The sequence below is a fragment of the Clostridium sp. LIBA-8841 genome, from assembly GCF_034439435.1.
In the GTDB taxonomy this organism is placed as follows: domain Bacteria; phylum Bacillota; class Clostridia; order Clostridiales; family Clostridiaceae; genus Sarcina.
Genome location: NZ_JAPCKJ010000001.1, coordinates 1,155,190 through 1,170,864 on the forward strand (window position 1 = coordinate 1,155,190; position 15,675 = coordinate 1,170,864).

Annotated in this window: 17 protein-coding genes; 1 reads left to right on the plus strand and 16 read right to left on the minus strand. The window is 30.0% G+C overall.

The annotated features are described in order from the left end of the window. Positions 1 to 11: 11 nt before the first annotated feature. Entirely contained in the window at positions 12 to 1,043 is a 1,032-nt protein-coding gene (gene selD, locus OIF33_RS05035; RefSeq protein WP_322503129.1) for a selenide, water dikinase SelD, read from the minus strand. A gap of 44 nt (positions 1,044 to 1,087) precedes the next feature. Then, positions 1,088 to 1,828 (minus strand): helix-hairpin-helix domain-containing protein, encoded by a 741-nt coding sequence (locus tag OIF33_RS05040; RefSeq protein WP_322503130.1) that lies wholly within the window; start codon positions 1,826 to 1,828, stop codon positions 1,088 to 1,090. A gap of 195 nt (positions 1,829 to 2,023) precedes the next feature. Here OIF33_RS05040 and OIF33_RS05045 point away from each other — a divergent pair, with 195 nt between their 5' ends. After that, a complete protein-coding gene (locus tag OIF33_RS05045) occupies positions 2,024 to 3,358 on the plus strand; it encodes a D-alanyl-D-alanine carboxypeptidase family protein (protein WP_322503131.1) in 1,335 nt (444 codons plus the stop codon). A 115-nt stretch (positions 3,359 to 3,473) separates the two neighbouring features. On the opposite strand, the gene OIF33_RS05050 is transcribed toward OIF33_RS05045, so the two are convergent. The 14 genes from OIF33_RS05050 to OIF33_RS05115 all read right to left on the minus strand — a co-directional run bounded on the left by OIF33_RS05050 (position 3,474) and on the right by OIF33_RS05115 (position 15,624). Next, positions 3,474 to 4,370: an RluA family pseudouridine synthase gene (locus OIF33_RS05050; RefSeq protein ID WP_322503132.1), complete on the minus strand. Its 897-nt coding sequence runs from the start codon at positions 4,368 to 4,370 to the stop codon at positions 3,474 to 3,476. Beyond that, positions 4,367 to 5,680: an LCP family protein gene (locus OIF33_RS05055; protein ID WP_322503133.1), complete on the minus strand. Its 1,314-nt coding sequence runs from the start codon at positions 5,678 to 5,680 to the stop codon at positions 4,367 to 4,369. Before OIF33_RS05055 ends, OIF33_RS05050 begins: the two co-directional genes overlap by 4 nt. A 21-nt stretch (positions 5,681 to 5,701) precedes the next feature. Further along, positions 5,702 to 6,274 (minus strand): bis(5'-nucleosyl)-tetraphosphatase (symmetrical) YqeK, encoded by a 573-nt coding sequence (yqeK, locus tag OIF33_RS05060; protein WP_322503134.1) that lies wholly within the window; start codon positions 6,272 to 6,274, stop codon positions 5,702 to 5,704. A gap of 2 nt (positions 6,275 to 6,276) precedes the next feature. Next, on the minus strand, positions 6,277 to 6,885 hold the full coding sequence (gene nadD / locus OIF33_RS05065; RefSeq protein WP_322503135.1) for a nicotinate-nucleotide adenylyltransferase: 609 nt from the start codon (positions 6,883 to 6,885) through the stop codon (positions 6,277 to 6,279). 1 nt (position 6,886) lies between these two features. After that, entirely contained in the window at positions 6,887 to 7,189 is a 303-nt protein-coding gene (yhbY, locus tag OIF33_RS05070) for a ribosome assembly RNA-binding protein YhbY (RefSeq protein ID WP_322503136.1), read from the minus strand. Between the two features lie 17 nt (positions 7,190 to 7,206). Continuing rightward, complete coding sequence (obgE, locus tag OIF33_RS05075; protein ID WP_322503137.1) at positions 7,207 to 8,493, minus strand: GTPase ObgE; 1,287 nt, start codon at positions 8,491 to 8,493, stop codon at positions 7,207 to 7,209. A gap of 168 nt (positions 8,494 to 8,661) precedes the next feature. Beyond that, a complete protein-coding gene (gene rpmA / locus OIF33_RS05080) occupies positions 8,662 to 8,964 on the minus strand; it encodes a 50S ribosomal protein L27 (RefSeq protein ID WP_300349168.1) in 303 nt (100 codons plus the stop codon). A 3-nt stretch (positions 8,965 to 8,967) separates the two neighbouring features. Continuing rightward, a complete protein-coding gene (locus tag OIF33_RS05085; protein WP_322503138.1) occupies positions 8,968 to 9,339 on the minus strand; it encodes a ribosomal-processing cysteine protease Prp in 372 nt (123 codons plus the stop codon). Between the two features lie 9 nt (positions 9,340 to 9,348). Continuing rightward, positions 9,349 to 9,660 carry a 50S ribosomal protein L21 gene (gene rplU / locus OIF33_RS05090; protein WP_003452389.1) on the minus strand — a complete coding sequence of 104 codons (312 nt, stop codon included), beginning with the start codon at positions 9,658 to 9,660 and terminating at the stop codon, positions 9,349 to 9,351. 125 nt (positions 9,661 to 9,785) lie between these two features. Next, positions 9,786 to 11,228 carry an Rne/Rng family ribonuclease gene (locus OIF33_RS05095; RefSeq protein ID WP_322503139.1) on the minus strand — a complete coding sequence of 481 codons (1,443 nt, stop codon included), beginning with the start codon at positions 11,226 to 11,228 and terminating at the stop codon, positions 9,786 to 9,788. Positions 11,229 to 11,246: 18 nt separating this feature from the next. After that, positions 11,247 to 11,948 (minus strand): TIGR03936 family radical SAM-associated protein, encoded by a 702-nt coding sequence (locus tag OIF33_RS05100; RefSeq protein ID WP_322503140.1) that lies wholly within the window; start codon positions 11,946 to 11,948, stop codon positions 11,247 to 11,249. Further along, on the minus strand, positions 11,932 to 13,785 hold the full coding sequence (locus OIF33_RS05105; RefSeq protein ID WP_322503141.1) for a TIGR03960 family B12-binding radical SAM protein: 1,854 nt from the start codon (positions 13,783 to 13,785) through the stop codon (positions 11,932 to 11,934). The genes OIF33_RS05100 and OIF33_RS05105 overlap by 17 nt, the downstream gene beginning before the upstream one ends. A 131-nt stretch (positions 13,786 to 13,916) precedes the next feature. After that, on the minus strand, positions 13,917 to 14,771 hold the full coding sequence (locus OIF33_RS05110) for a site-2 protease family protein (protein WP_322503142.1): 855 nt from the start codon (positions 14,769 to 14,771) through the stop codon (positions 13,917 to 13,919). Beyond that, positions 14,758 to 15,624, minus strand: coding sequence for a M23 family metallopeptidase (locus OIF33_RS05115; RefSeq protein WP_322503143.1), 867 nt, complete (start codon positions 15,622 to 15,624; stop codon positions 14,758 to 14,760). Before OIF33_RS05115 ends, OIF33_RS05110 begins: the two co-directional genes overlap by 14 nt. Positions 15,625 to 15,675: the final 51 nt, after the last annotated feature.

A 15,675-nucleotide genomic window follows, 5' to 3' on the forward strand; every position in this document is an offset into this window, starting at 1 on the left:
CCTCCTAAAAACTACTCTACTACTATATATGCATCACTGAAGTCTTCGACACGTCCTATAACAGCACTTTCTACCTCTAATTTTTCTAATCTAGTTAGTATATCTATATATTCATCCTCTTTACAACTGATTAATAATCCACCTGATGTCTGAGGATCAAATAATATATCTTCCATCCAACTTTCAACATTCTTTAAAAGATATTTTCCTTCTAAATATCTTTTATTCTCATAGCATCCAGCAGGTACTAATCCCATATTAGCATATTCCTTAGCCTCTTTAATAAATGGAATTGCATCCTTAAAGATTCTAAATGTTTTTTTAGATGGTTCTGCCATTTCATATGCATGACCTATTAGTGAAAATCCTGTTATATCCGTACATGATGTTATATTATAGTCAGTTATTATTTCACCTGCATACTTATTTAAATATGCCATTACTTTTACTGCTTTTTCATAAGCTTCTTTAGAAGCTATTCCAGCTTTAATCGCTGTATTTACTACTCCTAATCCAATAGGCTTAGTTAGAATTAAGATATCACCTGTTTCTGCACCATAATTCTTAAGAACTTTATCCGGATGTACAATTCCTGTAACGGACAAACCATACTTAGGCTCATCATCTTGAACTGTATGACCTCCTACTATTACGGCTCCAGCCTCTAAAACTTTGTCTGCTCCCCCTCTTAATATCTCACCTAATATATTCATATTTAGACAATTTGGAAAACAAACTATATTTAATGCCACTATAGGCTTTCCTCCCATGGCATAAACATCACTTAAAGAGTTTGCTGCAGCTATTTGCCCAAAAGTATATGGATCATCTACTATTGGTGTAAAGAAATCCAAGGTTTGAATTGTTGCCATCTCATCATTTAATTTATATACTGCCGCATCATCAGATGTATCTATTCCAACAATTAAGTTTTCATTATTCATTTTTGGTAATTTACTTAAAATTTCTGAAAGAGCCCCCGGCCCTATTTTGGCTGCTCAGCCAGAAGTCTTTGATAGTTCAGTTAATCTTTTTTCTATCATAAAACTCCACCTCTTTTCTAAATAATAATATTCATTATATCATATTACTTTATAGAAATTTTATCTTTTATCTTCTCTAATGTTTTTTCTCCTATTCCACTTATATTAGTAATCTCATCAACACTTTTAAATCCACCTATTTCTTCTCTATAATCTATTATAGCCTGTGCTTTGCTTTCTCCTATACCATTTAGAGTCATAAGTGTTTCCTTAGAAGCAGTATTTATATTAATAGTTGAACTTTCATCACTACTACTTATCTTTTCTTCCGGTGAATTATTACTGACATTCTTAGAATTTTCATCATTTAACGCTTCTTCTAAGTCTTCTGTTTCATCTTGAACGTCATTTATATTTCTAACTACTACACATTGTCCATCACTTAAGTATAAAGCTCTATTTATATTGCTTAAATCAGCTTCTTCTGTAGGTCCACCAGCTTTCTCTATAAGCTCGTAAATTCTACTTCCATTTTCTAATACATAGACATTTGGATTTTTTACTTCTCCTTTAATTTCTACAACTATTTTTTCTATATTACTACTCTCTTCTTCACTACTTTCATTGCTATTCACTTTTTCATTTTCTTCAATATCATCATTCTTTTTAGTTTCTTTTAAATTTGATTCACTTTGCTCCTCTTCTTTTTCAGTACTTAAAAATAATCTTTCCATATCATCTTCACTTATTTTTTTATCATTTGTCTTTGAATAACCAACAAATAAAAACCCTATAGCTACTACAGCAATTATTAAGCTTCCTATAATTTTTTCTTTTTTCTTCATGACGCCTCCCAACATAAATTTACTGCGAATTTATTTTTTAATTAAAGTATAAAAATTATAAATTCTCAAATTTATCTAATATTATTGACATTTCCAATATTTTTAAGTACCAAATTCATACAATTCCATAGAAAATATGCTGTTTTATTGTTATAATTATTGTTGCGACCAAAATTAAAAAAAATTGGAGGCTTTATGAATATAAATTGTAAGAATCTAAAGAAAAAATTTGCATTTATAATATCAATAGCTTTTCTATTCGTCTTAATTTTAAATGTAAATGTTTTTGCTGAAACTGCTGCTCCTGAGATTCATGGTGAAGGAATGGTACTTATGGATGGCGCTACTGGAGAGGTATTAGCTGAGAAAAATGCTAATGTAAAAATGGCTCCAGCATCTACTACAAAAACTATGACAGCCTTGCTTACAGTTGAAAAAGCTAAGCTAGATGATGTTGTTACTATAGGAAAAAATCCTCCCTTAGCTGAAGGTACCCGCGTTGGACTTCAAGAAGGAGATAAATATACAGTGGAAGAATTGCTTAATGCATTATTGATACAATCTGCTAATGATGCCGCTGTGGCTTTAGCAGAGCACATATCTGGATCACAAGAAGAATTTGCTAAACTTATGAATAAGCGTGCCTTAGAACTTGGCGCTAAAAATACTCACTTTGTTAATGCCAGTGGGCTTTTTGAAGAAGATCATTTAACTACACCTTATGATTTAGCTTTAATAATGGACTATGCTTCAAAAAATCCTATTATCTGTGAAACAACAGAAAAAGTGGCTCATGAAATGCCTAAAAGCGTTGTAAGTGGAGAAAATATATGGGCAAATAATAATAACCAACTTATTCATACAACAAGCCCTTATTATTATGAAAATATATTCTGCAATAAAACAGGATATACAACTAAGTCTAAACATACCTTTGCATGTGCAGCTAAAAAAGGTGATAGAAAATTAGTTCTTACTCTCTTTGGATACGATACTAAGGAACAATATTATGAAGATACCAAGTCACTTTTAAACTATGGCTTTGATAATTTCTCCTTAGTAAAAATATATTCCAAAGGTGATATTGCAAAAGAATATTATATTGATGATAAAAACACACTATCTCTAGTTGTACCAGAAGATATCTATAAAACCTTTAAAAATTCTGATATAGAAAATTTATCTGTAGGTGATATAAAGAAAAACTTAAATATAGATTTTTCAGTTAATTCTACTACTCCAATATCCAGGGGTATAGATATATTAAAAAACAATACTCATTTTGTTGGAACAATTATGGTTGGAAACACGCCTTATAAAAGTTTAGATCTTTTAAATGGCAATGATATAACATATACAAATTTCGAAAAACTTATTATAAAACTTAAAAGCTTTAGTGGTTTTTATGTTGCTTTAACCATTATAGGGCTTATATTTGCCGTTATTTTAATATTGTTTATAGTAAGAATTATTTCAACCATAAAGAGAATAAGAAATAGAAAAAAGCGTAATTCATATTTATATAAATAAAAAGCTCTATTTCAAACTATTGTTTTAGATAAATCTGAAAAATTAGATAAAAATTAACATTCTATTAAAACAAAGCTAAATAATAAAATAAGTAGTTTTAAGCAAATGCTTAAAACTACTTATTTTTTAATTTATTTATTAAAAGTTTCATATCTTCTGGAAGATCTGCTCTTAAACTTAAAGGCTCTTTCGTCTTAGGGCTATAAAAATCTAATCCATAAGCATGTAACGCCTGTCTTGAAATATCTTCAGCATCCTCTGTTCCATAAAGTGAATCACCAAATATAGGATGTCCTAAGCTGCTTAAATGAACCCTTATTTGATGTGTTCTTCCTGTTTCTAATAAACACTCAACTAAGTCAGCTCCATCATAACTCTCTATAACCTTATAGTGGGTTATGCTCTCTTGTCCTCTTTCATCAACAACTCTTTTTATTGTATCTTCTTCTGGTCTATAAATAGGTCTATTTATAGTTCCCTCTTTTTCTTCTAAATTTCCATGAACTATAGCTAAATATCTTTTTTGAAATTTATCTGTTTTCATTTCATTAGATAAAACCATATGAGCATACTGATTCTTTCCTATGATTATAAGTCCTGAAGTGTTCATATCTAATCTACTAACTAGCCTAACTATACAATCCTGATTACTTTCTTTGAAGTAATATAATATACCATTAGCTAAAGTTCCATTAGGATGACTTCTTGTAGGATGTACAACCATAAACGGTTTTTTATTTAAAACTAATATATCACTATCTTCATAAACTATTTCTAAATCCATTTTTTCTGGTTCAATATTTTGAGATTCTTTCTTTGAAAGTTCAATTTTAATCTCTTCACCAGTTTTAACTACATAGTTCATTTTAACTGCAACACCATCTACTTTAATTCTCTTATCTATGGCAGCACTTCTTATTAATCTTGAAGATAATCCTAGCTCTTCCTTTAAGAACTCTCTTATCTTTCTTTTGTCATATTCTTTAGTTATTTTACTTTCTAAAATACTCATTGCATCTCTCCGAAATTTTTAAAGTCTTTTCCAAGTAAGATTACTACATCATAAGTTCCATTACTATCATACTTAGATGGTATTCCCTTTTTAATATCTTTTATCTTTAAATCATTTTCCATAAAAGCTCTAGAACTCTCATCCTTTATTAAAATCTGAGATTCTTCTCTTGACTCTCCATTTCCAACATCAACTTTAGGATATCCATTTTCACTTAACTGCTTTTGTACATTACCTGCTAAACCATTTATCTTAGTACAATTTAAAACTTTTATAGATAATTCCTCTCTAGCAAGACTAGGTATAACATTTTTTCTACCGCTTAAATCACTACTATTTAATTCACTTTTTAATTCCTTAGTAGCTTTTTCATCAGGAATATAGTAAGAAACATCCCCAATATACTTTCCTTCTCCAGGTAAAGTAACCATTTGTATATTACTACTATCGGTCTCTAACGCCTTAAGACCATATGCAACAGTAACATCTAAAGGTAAATCAGTTTCTATATTTTCATTAAGAACATCAGCTATATTATCTATTTTAGTTATCATAGAGAATGATAGAACCTTATCTATAACAGCATTCATAAGTTTTTGTTGGTTTTTAATTCTATCAATATCTCCATTTGCAAGCCCTGTACCATCATTATTCTTTCTCCATCTAAAGAACTCTTCAGCCTTTTGACCATCTAAATGTACAGTTTCACCTTCATTAAAATGTATGTGTAAATCTTGCCCTGGATCATCATAATTCATATCCTGCTCGATATACATATCCACTCCACCAATAGCATCTATTATGCCTCTAAAGCCTTCATAATCTACTTTAACAACATAATTAACCTTAACATCTAACATATTGCTTACAATATCCTTAACAAGTTTTTCGCCTCCAATAGGATAAGCCGCATTTATCTTTTGTGACTTGCCTCCTATTTTAACTCTAGTATCTCTAGGAATAGAGACTAGTTTAGCCTTCTTAGTTATAGGATCAAAATTAGCTAATATTATTGTGTCGGTTCTTTTTATATCTTTATTACCAACATCATTTGTATCACCAATATCCATTCCTAATAAAAGAACATTTATTGGCTCTTCAACTTTTATTACATCTTGCTTTACGTCCTTAACTATATCAAAAACTTGCCCTAGAAAACTACCATATTTAAAATAAACATATCCAAAAACACTTATTGAAAAAATAAGAATAAAGGCTAAAGTGCAAAGAATTATTCTTTTAATTAATCTTTTCTTATTGCTCTTCTCTTTATTCTTTCTTTTTTCAACTCTATTTTCTTCATTCCCCATATAATCCCCCCAATTATTTAACTAAGCATTTTTATTCATTATTAAAAAATTTCTTGCCTCTATAGTTAAAGGATGTATCAAATTACCTTGTTTTATCACAAACAAGATTGTATTTTCTAATCCCTTTAATACGCCTTCATCTAAGTCTTCTTTAGTTATTTTTCTTAGTTCTTGAACTCCTAGGAAATCTCTTCCTGGCTCAATATAATCAGCTATATATATTATTTTTTCTAAAGTACTCATATCTCTTTTAGCTAAAGTATGGTATTTTACAGCATCTAAAACATCCTCATCTTCTATACCAAACTTCTCTTTAGCAATTATAGCTCCAACAAACCCATGTAAAACTTGAGGAGATTTTAAAGTTATTTCATCTAAATCATAATCTCTCTCTTCTAAAATTTTAATTTGTTCACCTACTGGTACATATTTTGCTACATCATGAATTAGTGCAGCTAACTCTGCCTTATTAACGTCCTCACCATTAAGTTTAGCAAGTTCTTTAGCAGTTTCAACCACACCTAAGGTATGTGAGTATCTACTTCCCTTAAGAGTCTCTTTAACATATTCATTTATTCTTTCTAATGACCACATAGCTACTTTCTCCTATATAAATTGTTCTTATTTATTATATCCATTACACCTGGTGGTAGAAAGAATTTTACTTCTAAGGAATTAGCTACTCTTTCCCTTATAAAAGTAGAACTAATTTCTATATTAAGTAAATCTAAATATACTATATTAGTACAATATTCTTTCTCAAACTCTTTTTTCCTTTTTAATAAATCATTTTTATTAAATCCAGGTCTATTAAAAACAACTAAATTACTAAATTTGAAAATATCGCTTATATTTTTCCATGAATTTAAATTTAAAAGACAATCTGCTCCAGTTATGAAATAGAGCTCTACTTCTCCAAAACTTTCATTTAAATATCTTAAAGTTTCATAAGTAAAGCTCAATCCCTGTTTCTCTATTTCATAGTTACTTATGGAAAAAAAGCTATATGGATTTATAGCTTTTTTAACCATTTCATATCTAATTATTTCATCAGTTATATCCTTATTCCTCTTATGCGGAGGATTACCTGCTGGCATAAATATAACTTCATCTAATTCTAGTTCTTTATAGGCTTCATAGGCTATATAAATATGACCTATATGTATTGGGTCAAAGGTTCCCCCAATTACTCCTATTTTTTTCATATTACTTCCCTTTTTTAGGTAATTCTATCTTAGGATTATTTTTTGATGCTCTGTAAAGAACTATCTTATTTCCTATAGATTGAACTCCTTCACAGTTTAATCTTTCGCAGATGAAATTTGAAGCTTCTCTTGTCTCTAATCCACTGTTTTCAAGAACGTTTATCTTTAATATCTCTCTTGCTTCTAAAGCATCATCAACTTGCTTTAAGAAGTTCTCTTCTATTCCGTTTTTTCCTATTTGGAATATAGGAGTTAATTTAGCACCTAATCCTCTTAAATATGATCTTTGTTTTGTTGTTATCATTCTTTGTCCTCCATTAATTATAGTAAGTATTCAAACTCAAAGTCATTTAATCTTACCATATCGCCATCTTCTATTCCCATGTCTCTTAACTCTTGGAATATTCCCTTATTATTAAGAACTTTATGGAAATATCTTAATGAATCTGGATCATTTACATTAACAGCTAATAATAATCTGTCTACAAATGAACCTTCTACTACATAAACTTTTAATCCATCTTCTTCTATTGGGTTTATAGTATATGTAAACTTCTTATCCTCTGGGATGAATCTTTCATCTTCTGGGATTTCTAAGTCAGTTACAGGAATATCTTTAAGCATTCTAGCTGCTTCTTTGATTACTTCCTCTACTCCTTGTGAAGTAGCTGCTGACATTTTAAATACTTTATCAAAGCCCATTTTATTAACTTCAGCTTTAAAGTTTTCAAAAACTTCTTCATCAAATAACATATCACTTTTGTTTGCAACAACTATTTGAGGTCTATCCCAAAGTTTAACACTATAGTTCTTTAATTCTTCATTTATTCTCTTGAAGTCTTCTACAGCATCTCTTCCTTCAATACCTGATATATCAACAACATGTATTAAAAGTCTTGTTCTTTCTATATGTCTTAAGAAGTCTAATCCAAGTCCAACTCCCTCAGAAGCTCCTTCTATAATACCTGGTATATCTGCCATAACAAATGGCTCTATTCCTGGTACTGCAACAACACCTAAGTTAGGTTTTAAAGTTGTGAAATGATAGTTAGCTATCTTTGGTTTAGCCTTAGTAACAACTGAAAGGAATGTTGATTTACCAACGTTAGGGAATCCTAAAAGACCAACATCTGCTAAAAGTTTTAACTCTAAAGCAACCCATCTTTCTTCTCCTGGCATTCCAGGTTCAGCGAAAGTTGGTGCCTGTCTTGTTGGTGTACAGAATTTGCAGTTTCCTTTACCACCTTTACCACCTCTACAGATAGTAAATTCGTCATCTCTATGAGAAAGGTCTGCCATTACTTTATTAGTTTCAACATCTCTTATGATAGTTCCCATTGGAACTTCTACTATTAAATTTTCTCCATCTCTTCCGTAACATTTAGAGCCTTGACCGTCTTCTCCTCTGCCTGCTACGAATTTTCTCTTATATTTGAAATCTAAAAGAGTTGTCATTCCAGGGTTAACTTTAAAAGTTACATTTCCCCCTTTACCACCGTCTCCACCGTCTGGCCCACCAAGTGGAACATACTTTTCTCTTCTAAAAGAAACAGAACCGTGACCACCATCTCCAGATTTCACAAATATCTTGGCTGTATCTATAAACATGTTTTCTCACCTTGCTTTCTCTATAAAATATACCTTTTTAGTATATTATAACCTTAGTTTAATATAAAAACACAGCTTTTTTAAGTGCCATGCTCTCATATGATAAAAAATTTTTATACTTAATCAAAAAGCACCCTAAGTAAGGGTGCTTTTATAAAACTAAATATATTATTCAGCTATAACTTCTTCTACGTTTACTGGGTAAACAGAAGCTTTTTTCTTGTCTCTTCCAAGTCTTTCGTATTTAACAACACCATCGATTTTAGCGAATAAAGTATCGTCTCCACCTTTACCTACGTTAGCACCTGGATGAATCTTAGTTCCTCTTTGTCTTACTAATATATTTCCAGCAAGAACAAATTGTCCATCTGCACATTTAACACCAAGTCTTTTACTCTCAGAATCTCTACCGTTCTTTGAGCTACCAACCCCTTTTTTATGTGCAAATAATTGAAGGTTCATTATTAACATAGTCTACACCTCCTCTTTTATTATCTCTATATATTTACAACGCGTTTTCTTTCCTAAACTGCTATCCAGCCCTAGGACTAGACTCGCTAAGCTCATTTCAAAAGTTTTAAGTAAAACCTGAGCTTCAACTATCTCCTCATGAGTAAACCCATTTAGATCTAGTTTTAAATATCCATCACTCATTTCATAGTTTACATTTAGCTTTAACACTTCATCTAAACCAATGATTGCACTTTGAGATAATACTGATACGGAATTACATATCATATCGTATGCCTCTCCAGCTAGAACCGCATCTCTGCATTGCATCGCGTGTCCTTTTATAGTGAAGGAAATTATGTTATCTTCTCTTGATTGAAATTTAACCTTAATCATATCAGAAAATTAAGCTTCGATCTTTTCGATAACGATCTTAGTGTAAGGTTGTCTATGACCATTTTTTCTTCTGTAGTCTTTCTTTCTCTTGTATTTGAATACAACAACTTTCTTAGCTTTTCCTTGAGCTAATACTTTTGCTACAACCTTAGCACCCTCAACTACTGGTGCACCAACTTTGATTTCTCCGTCTTTAGCGACTGCAAGAACCTCTGTTAATTCAACTGTTGAGTCAACTTCAGCGTTAAGTTTTTCAACGAATAATACGTCTCCTTCTTGAACTCTGTATTGTTTTCCTCCTGTAGTTAATACTGCGTACATTAAAACACCTCCTCATAACGGTCTCGCCACTTAAGGTATAACTTCAAAAGTTATTTTTAAAACCTATTCGCGAGCGGTTTACAAAAGCCATTCTATCACAGCCACCATCTTTTGTAAAGCTAAATTTAATATTTCTCGATATTCTTCACCAAATACTCACTTACGCTTTCTATTTGATTTTTAAAGATTAATGGTTCTACTTTATAAAAATCTTTGAATTCTTGAAAATTCAAGTAGATGTTTAAATCTAATGCTCCAATTTCTTTTAAAAACTCAAAAATATTTCCTCTAATATCTTTTTCATAAATAGAGTTTATTTCTATGTGAAAGTCTTTTATATTTCCTTCCCCATTTTTCTTTAAAATCTCATTTCTTAAAAGAAGATTTATGTAAGATAATTTCAATCTTTTTCCATGACCATTACATGCTGGACAATTTTCTTCTATATACTCATAAATGCTTTTCCCTTTTCTATATCTAGTTATTTGTACTAAACCAAGCTCTGTAAAAGGGAATATCTTAGCTCTTTGGCTATCACTTTTAAATTCTTCTTTTAAAAGCTCCAAAATTTTTCTCTTGTTCTCTTTTGAATACATATCTATAAAATCAACTAATATTATTCCACCTAAGTTTCTAATTTTAATTTGCCTAGCAATTTCTTTTGCTGCATTTTTATTAGTTTCATAGGCAGTCTTTTCTTTATTTTTATGATTTGTATTCTTTCCTGAGTTTACATCTATAACATACATTGCCTCAGTCTTTTCAATAACTATATCTCCACCACAACTTAAATTAACTCTGTTGTTCCTAAGGCTAAGAATTTCTTTTTCTATTCCGTAATAATCAAAAAGACTTCTTGCCTCATCATATAGAACTACCTTTAAATACTCTGAGTTAGAAATACTATCCTTTATTCTTTCATAGTCTTCTAATGAGTCAACAATTATTGAAGATGTATCCGCATCAATGTCATCTCTAATTATCTTGTTTATAAGGTCCCCTTTGCCCAATAATCTTTTTGGATTTAGTGAAAATTTCCCTTCTCTTATGACATCTTTATAAATTCTATATAACTCTTCAATTTCATCTTGAATTTCATCTAGAGTTGCAAATTGAGCTTTAGTTCTAACTGTAATTCCTACTTCACTTGGTTTTAACAATGAATTCTCAAGCTCTTGTTTAAACTCTAAATTCTCTATTTTTCTTGAAACCGAAATATCATTTGTTGAAGTCTCTAAAACACAATATCTTCCTGCTAGAGAAATCTTTGAAGTAACCTTAGCTCCTTTATTTCCAAGCTGTTCCTTTAATACTTCAACAATTACTCCATCACCTTGTTTTAAATCTTTATCCTCTTCTCCAATTACCATATAAGCTTGTTTGTTATAGCCTATATCTATAAAGGCACTTTTTATTCCTGAAACTACTCTCTTAACTACACCTTTATAGATTTCTCCTTGAACTGGCTCTAGGCTCTCTTCTTCTATATAGCACTCACTTAAAAGATTATTTTTCTTTATGGCGACTCTTAATAAATTTTCTCTTCTTTCTACGTATATATCTCTCATGAATTCACTTCCTAAATTTTATATGTATTTATATAAAGGAACTAATATATCTCCTTTGTATGCGTACATCTCAACTCTTTTTATTTCTACGAAAGCTTCTTCATTAACATTTGAAGTATTTTCCTTTATAACATTAGCTAAAAGATCTGCTGAAAGATTCTCTCTACTTCCGCAGCTAATTGTTGCATTAACAACTAAGCAATCATCCTTAGTCCAACATTTGAAGTCCTTTATAAATGGTTTTATATCAGCTTCTTTTTCACCTTTTTTAGTCTTTTTAATTGTTACTATTTCTTTTTTAGTCATTAAAGCATTAACTTCTTCTTCAGCTTTAGAAACATCACTATACTTTATTTTTATTGTATAGTTAGCAGCATCTAAAAGAGCCATTGCAGGTGGTAATCTCTTAATATTATGGATAACAGGACTTTTTGAAGCCTCTAAGAATTTAATCCCTTTAGCTGAGAACTCATTTAATTGTTCTTTTACAGCGTCAACATTCATATCTTCTTCTAGATTTAAGTCTAAATAATCCCCCTCTGAATAAACACCAACTGATAAAGGTTGTGCTATTGCTAAAGCCATATGAGGATTGAAGCCCTTTGAATATCCAACTGGAAGCCCAGCTCTTCTTACTATTCTTTGAATTGTTCTCATTAAATCTAAGTGAGAAATAAATTTTATATCTGCATCTTTAGTAAATTTAATTAAGTATCGCACCTTCAAAACACTCCCCATCTTTAAAGTTTACATTTACTCCACAACCTGTACATCCTTTTCTACAGTTTTGAGTAAGGTCGGCAGTTCTTGCCTTTTCATTCTCTCTTTCAAGGTACTTTCTTGTAACTCCAATATCTATGAAATCCCAAGGTAAAACTTCATCATAGCTTCTTTCTCTATAAGCATAGAAATCTCCATCTACATTGCACTCAGCCATAGCTTCTTGCCATGTTTCGAAGTTGAAGTATTCTGACCAACCATCAAACTTAGCACCTTTTTCATAAGCTTTTATTAAAACATCACAAAGTCTTCTGTCTCCTCTTGCTAAAACTGCTTCCATGTATGATGTTTTTTGCTCATGATAGTTGTAGTTTATACTTCTTGATTTTATAGCACCTTTAACAGCCTTGATTTTCTCAGTTACAACATCCATTTTCTCCATTGGAGCCCATTGGAATGGTGTAAATGGCTTTGGTACAAGAATAGAAGTACTTACATTAATTCTAAGTCCTTTATTTCTTATATGTTTTGGTACTGCAAAATATTGATCTGCAATCTTTTCAGCTAATAATCCAACTTCAGCTGCATCCTCAACTGTTTCATAAGGAACTCCTAGTATGAAGTATAATTTTATTGTACTCCATCCTGATTCAAAGGCATTTTTAGCAGCTTCTAATATCCTTTCTTCGCTTAAACCTTTGTTTATAACATCTCTCATTCTTTGAGAACCAGCCTCTGGAGCAAATGTTAAACCAGTTTTTCTAACTTTTTGAATTTCTTTTAATAAATCAACTGAAAAAGCATCAACTCTTATTGAAGGTAAAGCAACACTTACATTATTCTTTCCATGTTCTTCTATAAGGTCTGTTACTAACCCTTGTATATCTGAGTAATCACAAGTACTTAATGAAACTAATGAAACCTCATCATATCCTGTAGCCTTAAGCATCTTTCTAGCTTGCTCAACTAAAGTCTTTCTACTTTTTTCTCTAACTGGTCTGTATATCATTCCAGCTTGACAGAATCTACATCCATTAGTACATCCTCTGAATAATTCTAAAACAACTCTATCATGAACTATTTCACTATAAGGCACTATTAAGCTATCTGGGAATTCAACTTTATCAAAGTTATTAACTATTCTCTTCTTAACTGTTTTAGGAACATCATCATACTTAGGAGTAAACTCTTTTATAGTTCCATCCTCATTGTATGTAACATCATATAATGAAGGAACATAGACACCTTGAATCTTACTTGCTTCTCTTAAATAAGCATCTCTATCAAAGTTATCTTTATGTTTTTGATAAAGGTCTAATAAGTCATTTATAGCCTCTTCACCTTCACCTAATTGAACTATGTCAACTATATCGTATATTGGTTCTGGGTTGTATGCACAAGGACCTCCAACAATAACTATAGGATCATTACCTTTTCTTTCTGAAGCTCTTAACTTAACTCCACCCATATTTAACATGTTTAATATGTTTGTATAACTCATTTCGTATTGAAGAGTAAAACCTAAAAATTGAAACTCACTTATAGGATCTTTAGTTTCTAAAGCGTATAATGGTACATTATTTTCCCTCATAAGTTTTTCCATGTCTGGCCATGGAGCATATACTCTTTCACAATATGTATCTTTTCTTTCATTTAAAACATGATATAAAATTCTTGAACCTAAGTGAGACATACCTACTTCATAAACATCTGGGAAGCAGAATCCAAATCTTATGTCAACTTCTTTTGGGTCTTTTATCACTTCGTTAAGTTCTCCACCTACATATCTAGATGGTTTCTCAACTCTATATAAAATATCATCAGTTATTCTTACCATTTAGTTTCCTCCTACATTTCTATAAAAATATCAAAGCTAATATCTATAATAAAAAGAGAAGTATACCTACTATACTTCTCTAATATTAACAACTTATATTCTATCACAAAGAATAATTATAACCAATATATTTATTCTTTTCTATACTTAGTGTAATATTCTCTTAAATTCATATTCCCAATTGACTTTAATATCTCTATTATTTCATTCTCTTTTAAAATATAAAGTATATTCATCTCTTCATCTAAAACGTAAAATATATTAAATCTATTTTTGTCAATAATTCTAAGAAGATTAACCATATCTTGTTCACAATATACTGAAGTGATTCGACTGTCTATGTATTTTTTATTAATTAATCGTTCTTTCTTTTTCGTTATATCACTCATAATTATATACATTACCTTTCTTCTTTCATTATAACTTAAATATATTATAAATATTCCTGCTAATATACTTGTTATATTAAATTTGCCTAAAATCAAAATTCCTAATATAGAAAGTGAAATAAAGGCTATTCCGAATGAATAGCTTATCTTAATCAATACATCATTAACGTCTTTAAATATCATTTTTTCTTCTAAAATCGCACCTAATATTTTCCCCCCATCTAAAGGGTACGTCGGTAGCAAATTAAAAATAAATAGAACTAGATTTATTTCATAAGAAGAATAAATATATTCACTTTTAAAAAATACCTTATAAATACAAAAGAAAACAATAGCTGCAACACAATTTAAAATTGGCCCAGCTGAGCATATTATTAATTTTTCTCTAGAGCTTAAATCCTCAAAGTCTTTAATTTCTAATCTAGCACCTAAAACATGAAGCTTAAATTTTTCAGATTCTATATTTAGTTTTAACATAACGAAATAATGAGTTAACTCATGTATTATAATCCAAAAAAAGGCTAGGGATAAATCAAATATAAATCCTAAAGTAAAAAATATTATTAGTTGAGCCACAATTTTTTTATTTATTGTCACTGCTTTCAACTCCTAGAAAACCTAAGTTTTTCTCTGGACTAACATACTTACTTTCTAATAATACCTGAAGTATTAATCCTTCTGCCTTTTTATTTTCAGAAGAACTTCCTATCACTTCATCCCCCTCTATACTATCCCCTTCTTTTTTTATTACATCATCAAGATTATGATATAAAATTTCTAAATCATCTCCATGCTTCACCCTAACGCTATATGTTTCTTCCACTTTCTCAACTTTACTTATAGTTCCTTTTAATAAACTTTTTACTTCTCCTTTTTCACCATTTAAATATAGTTTTTCTCCTTCTAAATCAGAACTTTCTAATTTCTTAACACTTCCCTTAAAAGGAATAACCTTACTCTCTCTTAAAAAATCCATAGAATTTTTTTCAACTACTTCAAAATTATTGAATCCAATTATATCTTTATTATCTTCTTTGTTAGAGTCTTTATTTTTTTCTTCTTGAAGATTATTTACTTCACTTTCCACGTTTACTTTCTTTAAATTTCCATTATCACCAATACTTTTGCTAATAGCAGAGACTATTTTGCTTTCATTTAGTGCCAGTTCTTTATAATATCCATCAGTTGATATAACTTCTTTAAATTTATTGCATAAGCCATTTAAAGATTCATTTTCTACTTGATTTATTATAAAAAAGCTAAAAAAAATAAAACAGCTAAAAATTGATGAAAATAAAATATCTTTAACTACATATTTTCCTAAGCTTTCTTTATTTTTTCTTCTGTAATTTCTCTCATTATTTAATTTCATTTCATAAGTAGGAGAAGTTTTGTCAACTTTATTTATTTTTCTATAATACTTCTCATATTCTCTGTTATAATTCCCCATTTTCTTCTCCTTTCTTTAATCTTTAATGATACTTAATATATATTTTTTATA

Excerpts from the sequence above, each read along its gene's own strand:
- OIF33_RS05040 (WP_322503130.1), bottom strand. The coding sequence starts at position 1,828 with ATGAAGAAAAAAGAAAAAATTATAGGAAGCTTAATAATTGCTGTAGTA.
- OIF33_RS05045 (WP_322503131.1), top strand. The coding sequence starts at position 2,024 with ATGAATATAAATTGTAAGAATCTAAAGAAAAAATTTGCATTTATAATA.
- OIF33_RS05050 (WP_322503132.1), bottom strand. The coding sequence starts at position 4,370 with ATGAGTATTTTAGAAAGTAAAATAACTAAAGAATATGACAAAAGAAAG.
- OIF33_RS05055 (WP_322503133.1), bottom strand. The coding sequence starts at position 5,680 with ATGGGGAATGAAGAAAATAGAGTTGAAAAAAGAAAGAATAAAGAGAAG.
- yqeK (WP_322503134.1), bottom strand. The coding sequence starts at position 6,274 with ATGTGGTCATTAGAAAGAATAAATGAATATGTTAAAGAGACTCTTAAG.
- nadD (WP_322503135.1), bottom strand. The coding sequence starts at position 6,885 with ATGAAAAAAATAGGAGTAATTGGGGGAACCTTTGACCCAATACATATA.
- yhbY (WP_322503136.1), bottom strand. The coding sequence starts at position 7,189 with ATGATAACAACAAAACAAAGATCATATTTAAGAGGATTAGGTGCTAAA.
- obgE (WP_322503137.1), bottom strand. The coding sequence starts at position 8,493 with ATGTTTATAGATACAGCCAAGATATTTGTGAAATCTGGAGATGGTGGT.
- rpmA (WP_300349168.1), bottom strand. The coding sequence starts at position 8,964 with ATGTTAATAATGAACCTTCAATTATTTGCACATAAAAAAGGGGTTGGT.
- OIF33_RS05085 (WP_322503138.1), bottom strand. The coding sequence starts at position 9,339 with ATGATTAAGGTTAAATTTCAATCAAGAGAAGATAACATAATTTCCTTC.
- rplU (WP_003452389.1), bottom strand. The coding sequence starts at position 9,660 with ATGTACGCAGTATTAACTACAGGAGGAAAACAATACAGAGTTCAAGAA.
- OIF33_RS05095 (WP_322503139.1), bottom strand. The coding sequence starts at position 11,228 with ATGAGAGATATATACGTAGAAAGAAGAGAAAATTTATTAAGAGTCGCC.
- OIF33_RS05105 (WP_322503141.1), bottom strand. The coding sequence starts at position 13,785 with ATGGTAAGAATAACTGATGATATTTTATATAGAGTTGAGAAACCATCT.
- OIF33_RS05115 (WP_322503143.1), bottom strand. The coding sequence starts at position 15,624 with ATGGGGAATTATAACAGAGAATATGAGAAGTATTATAGAAAAATAAAT.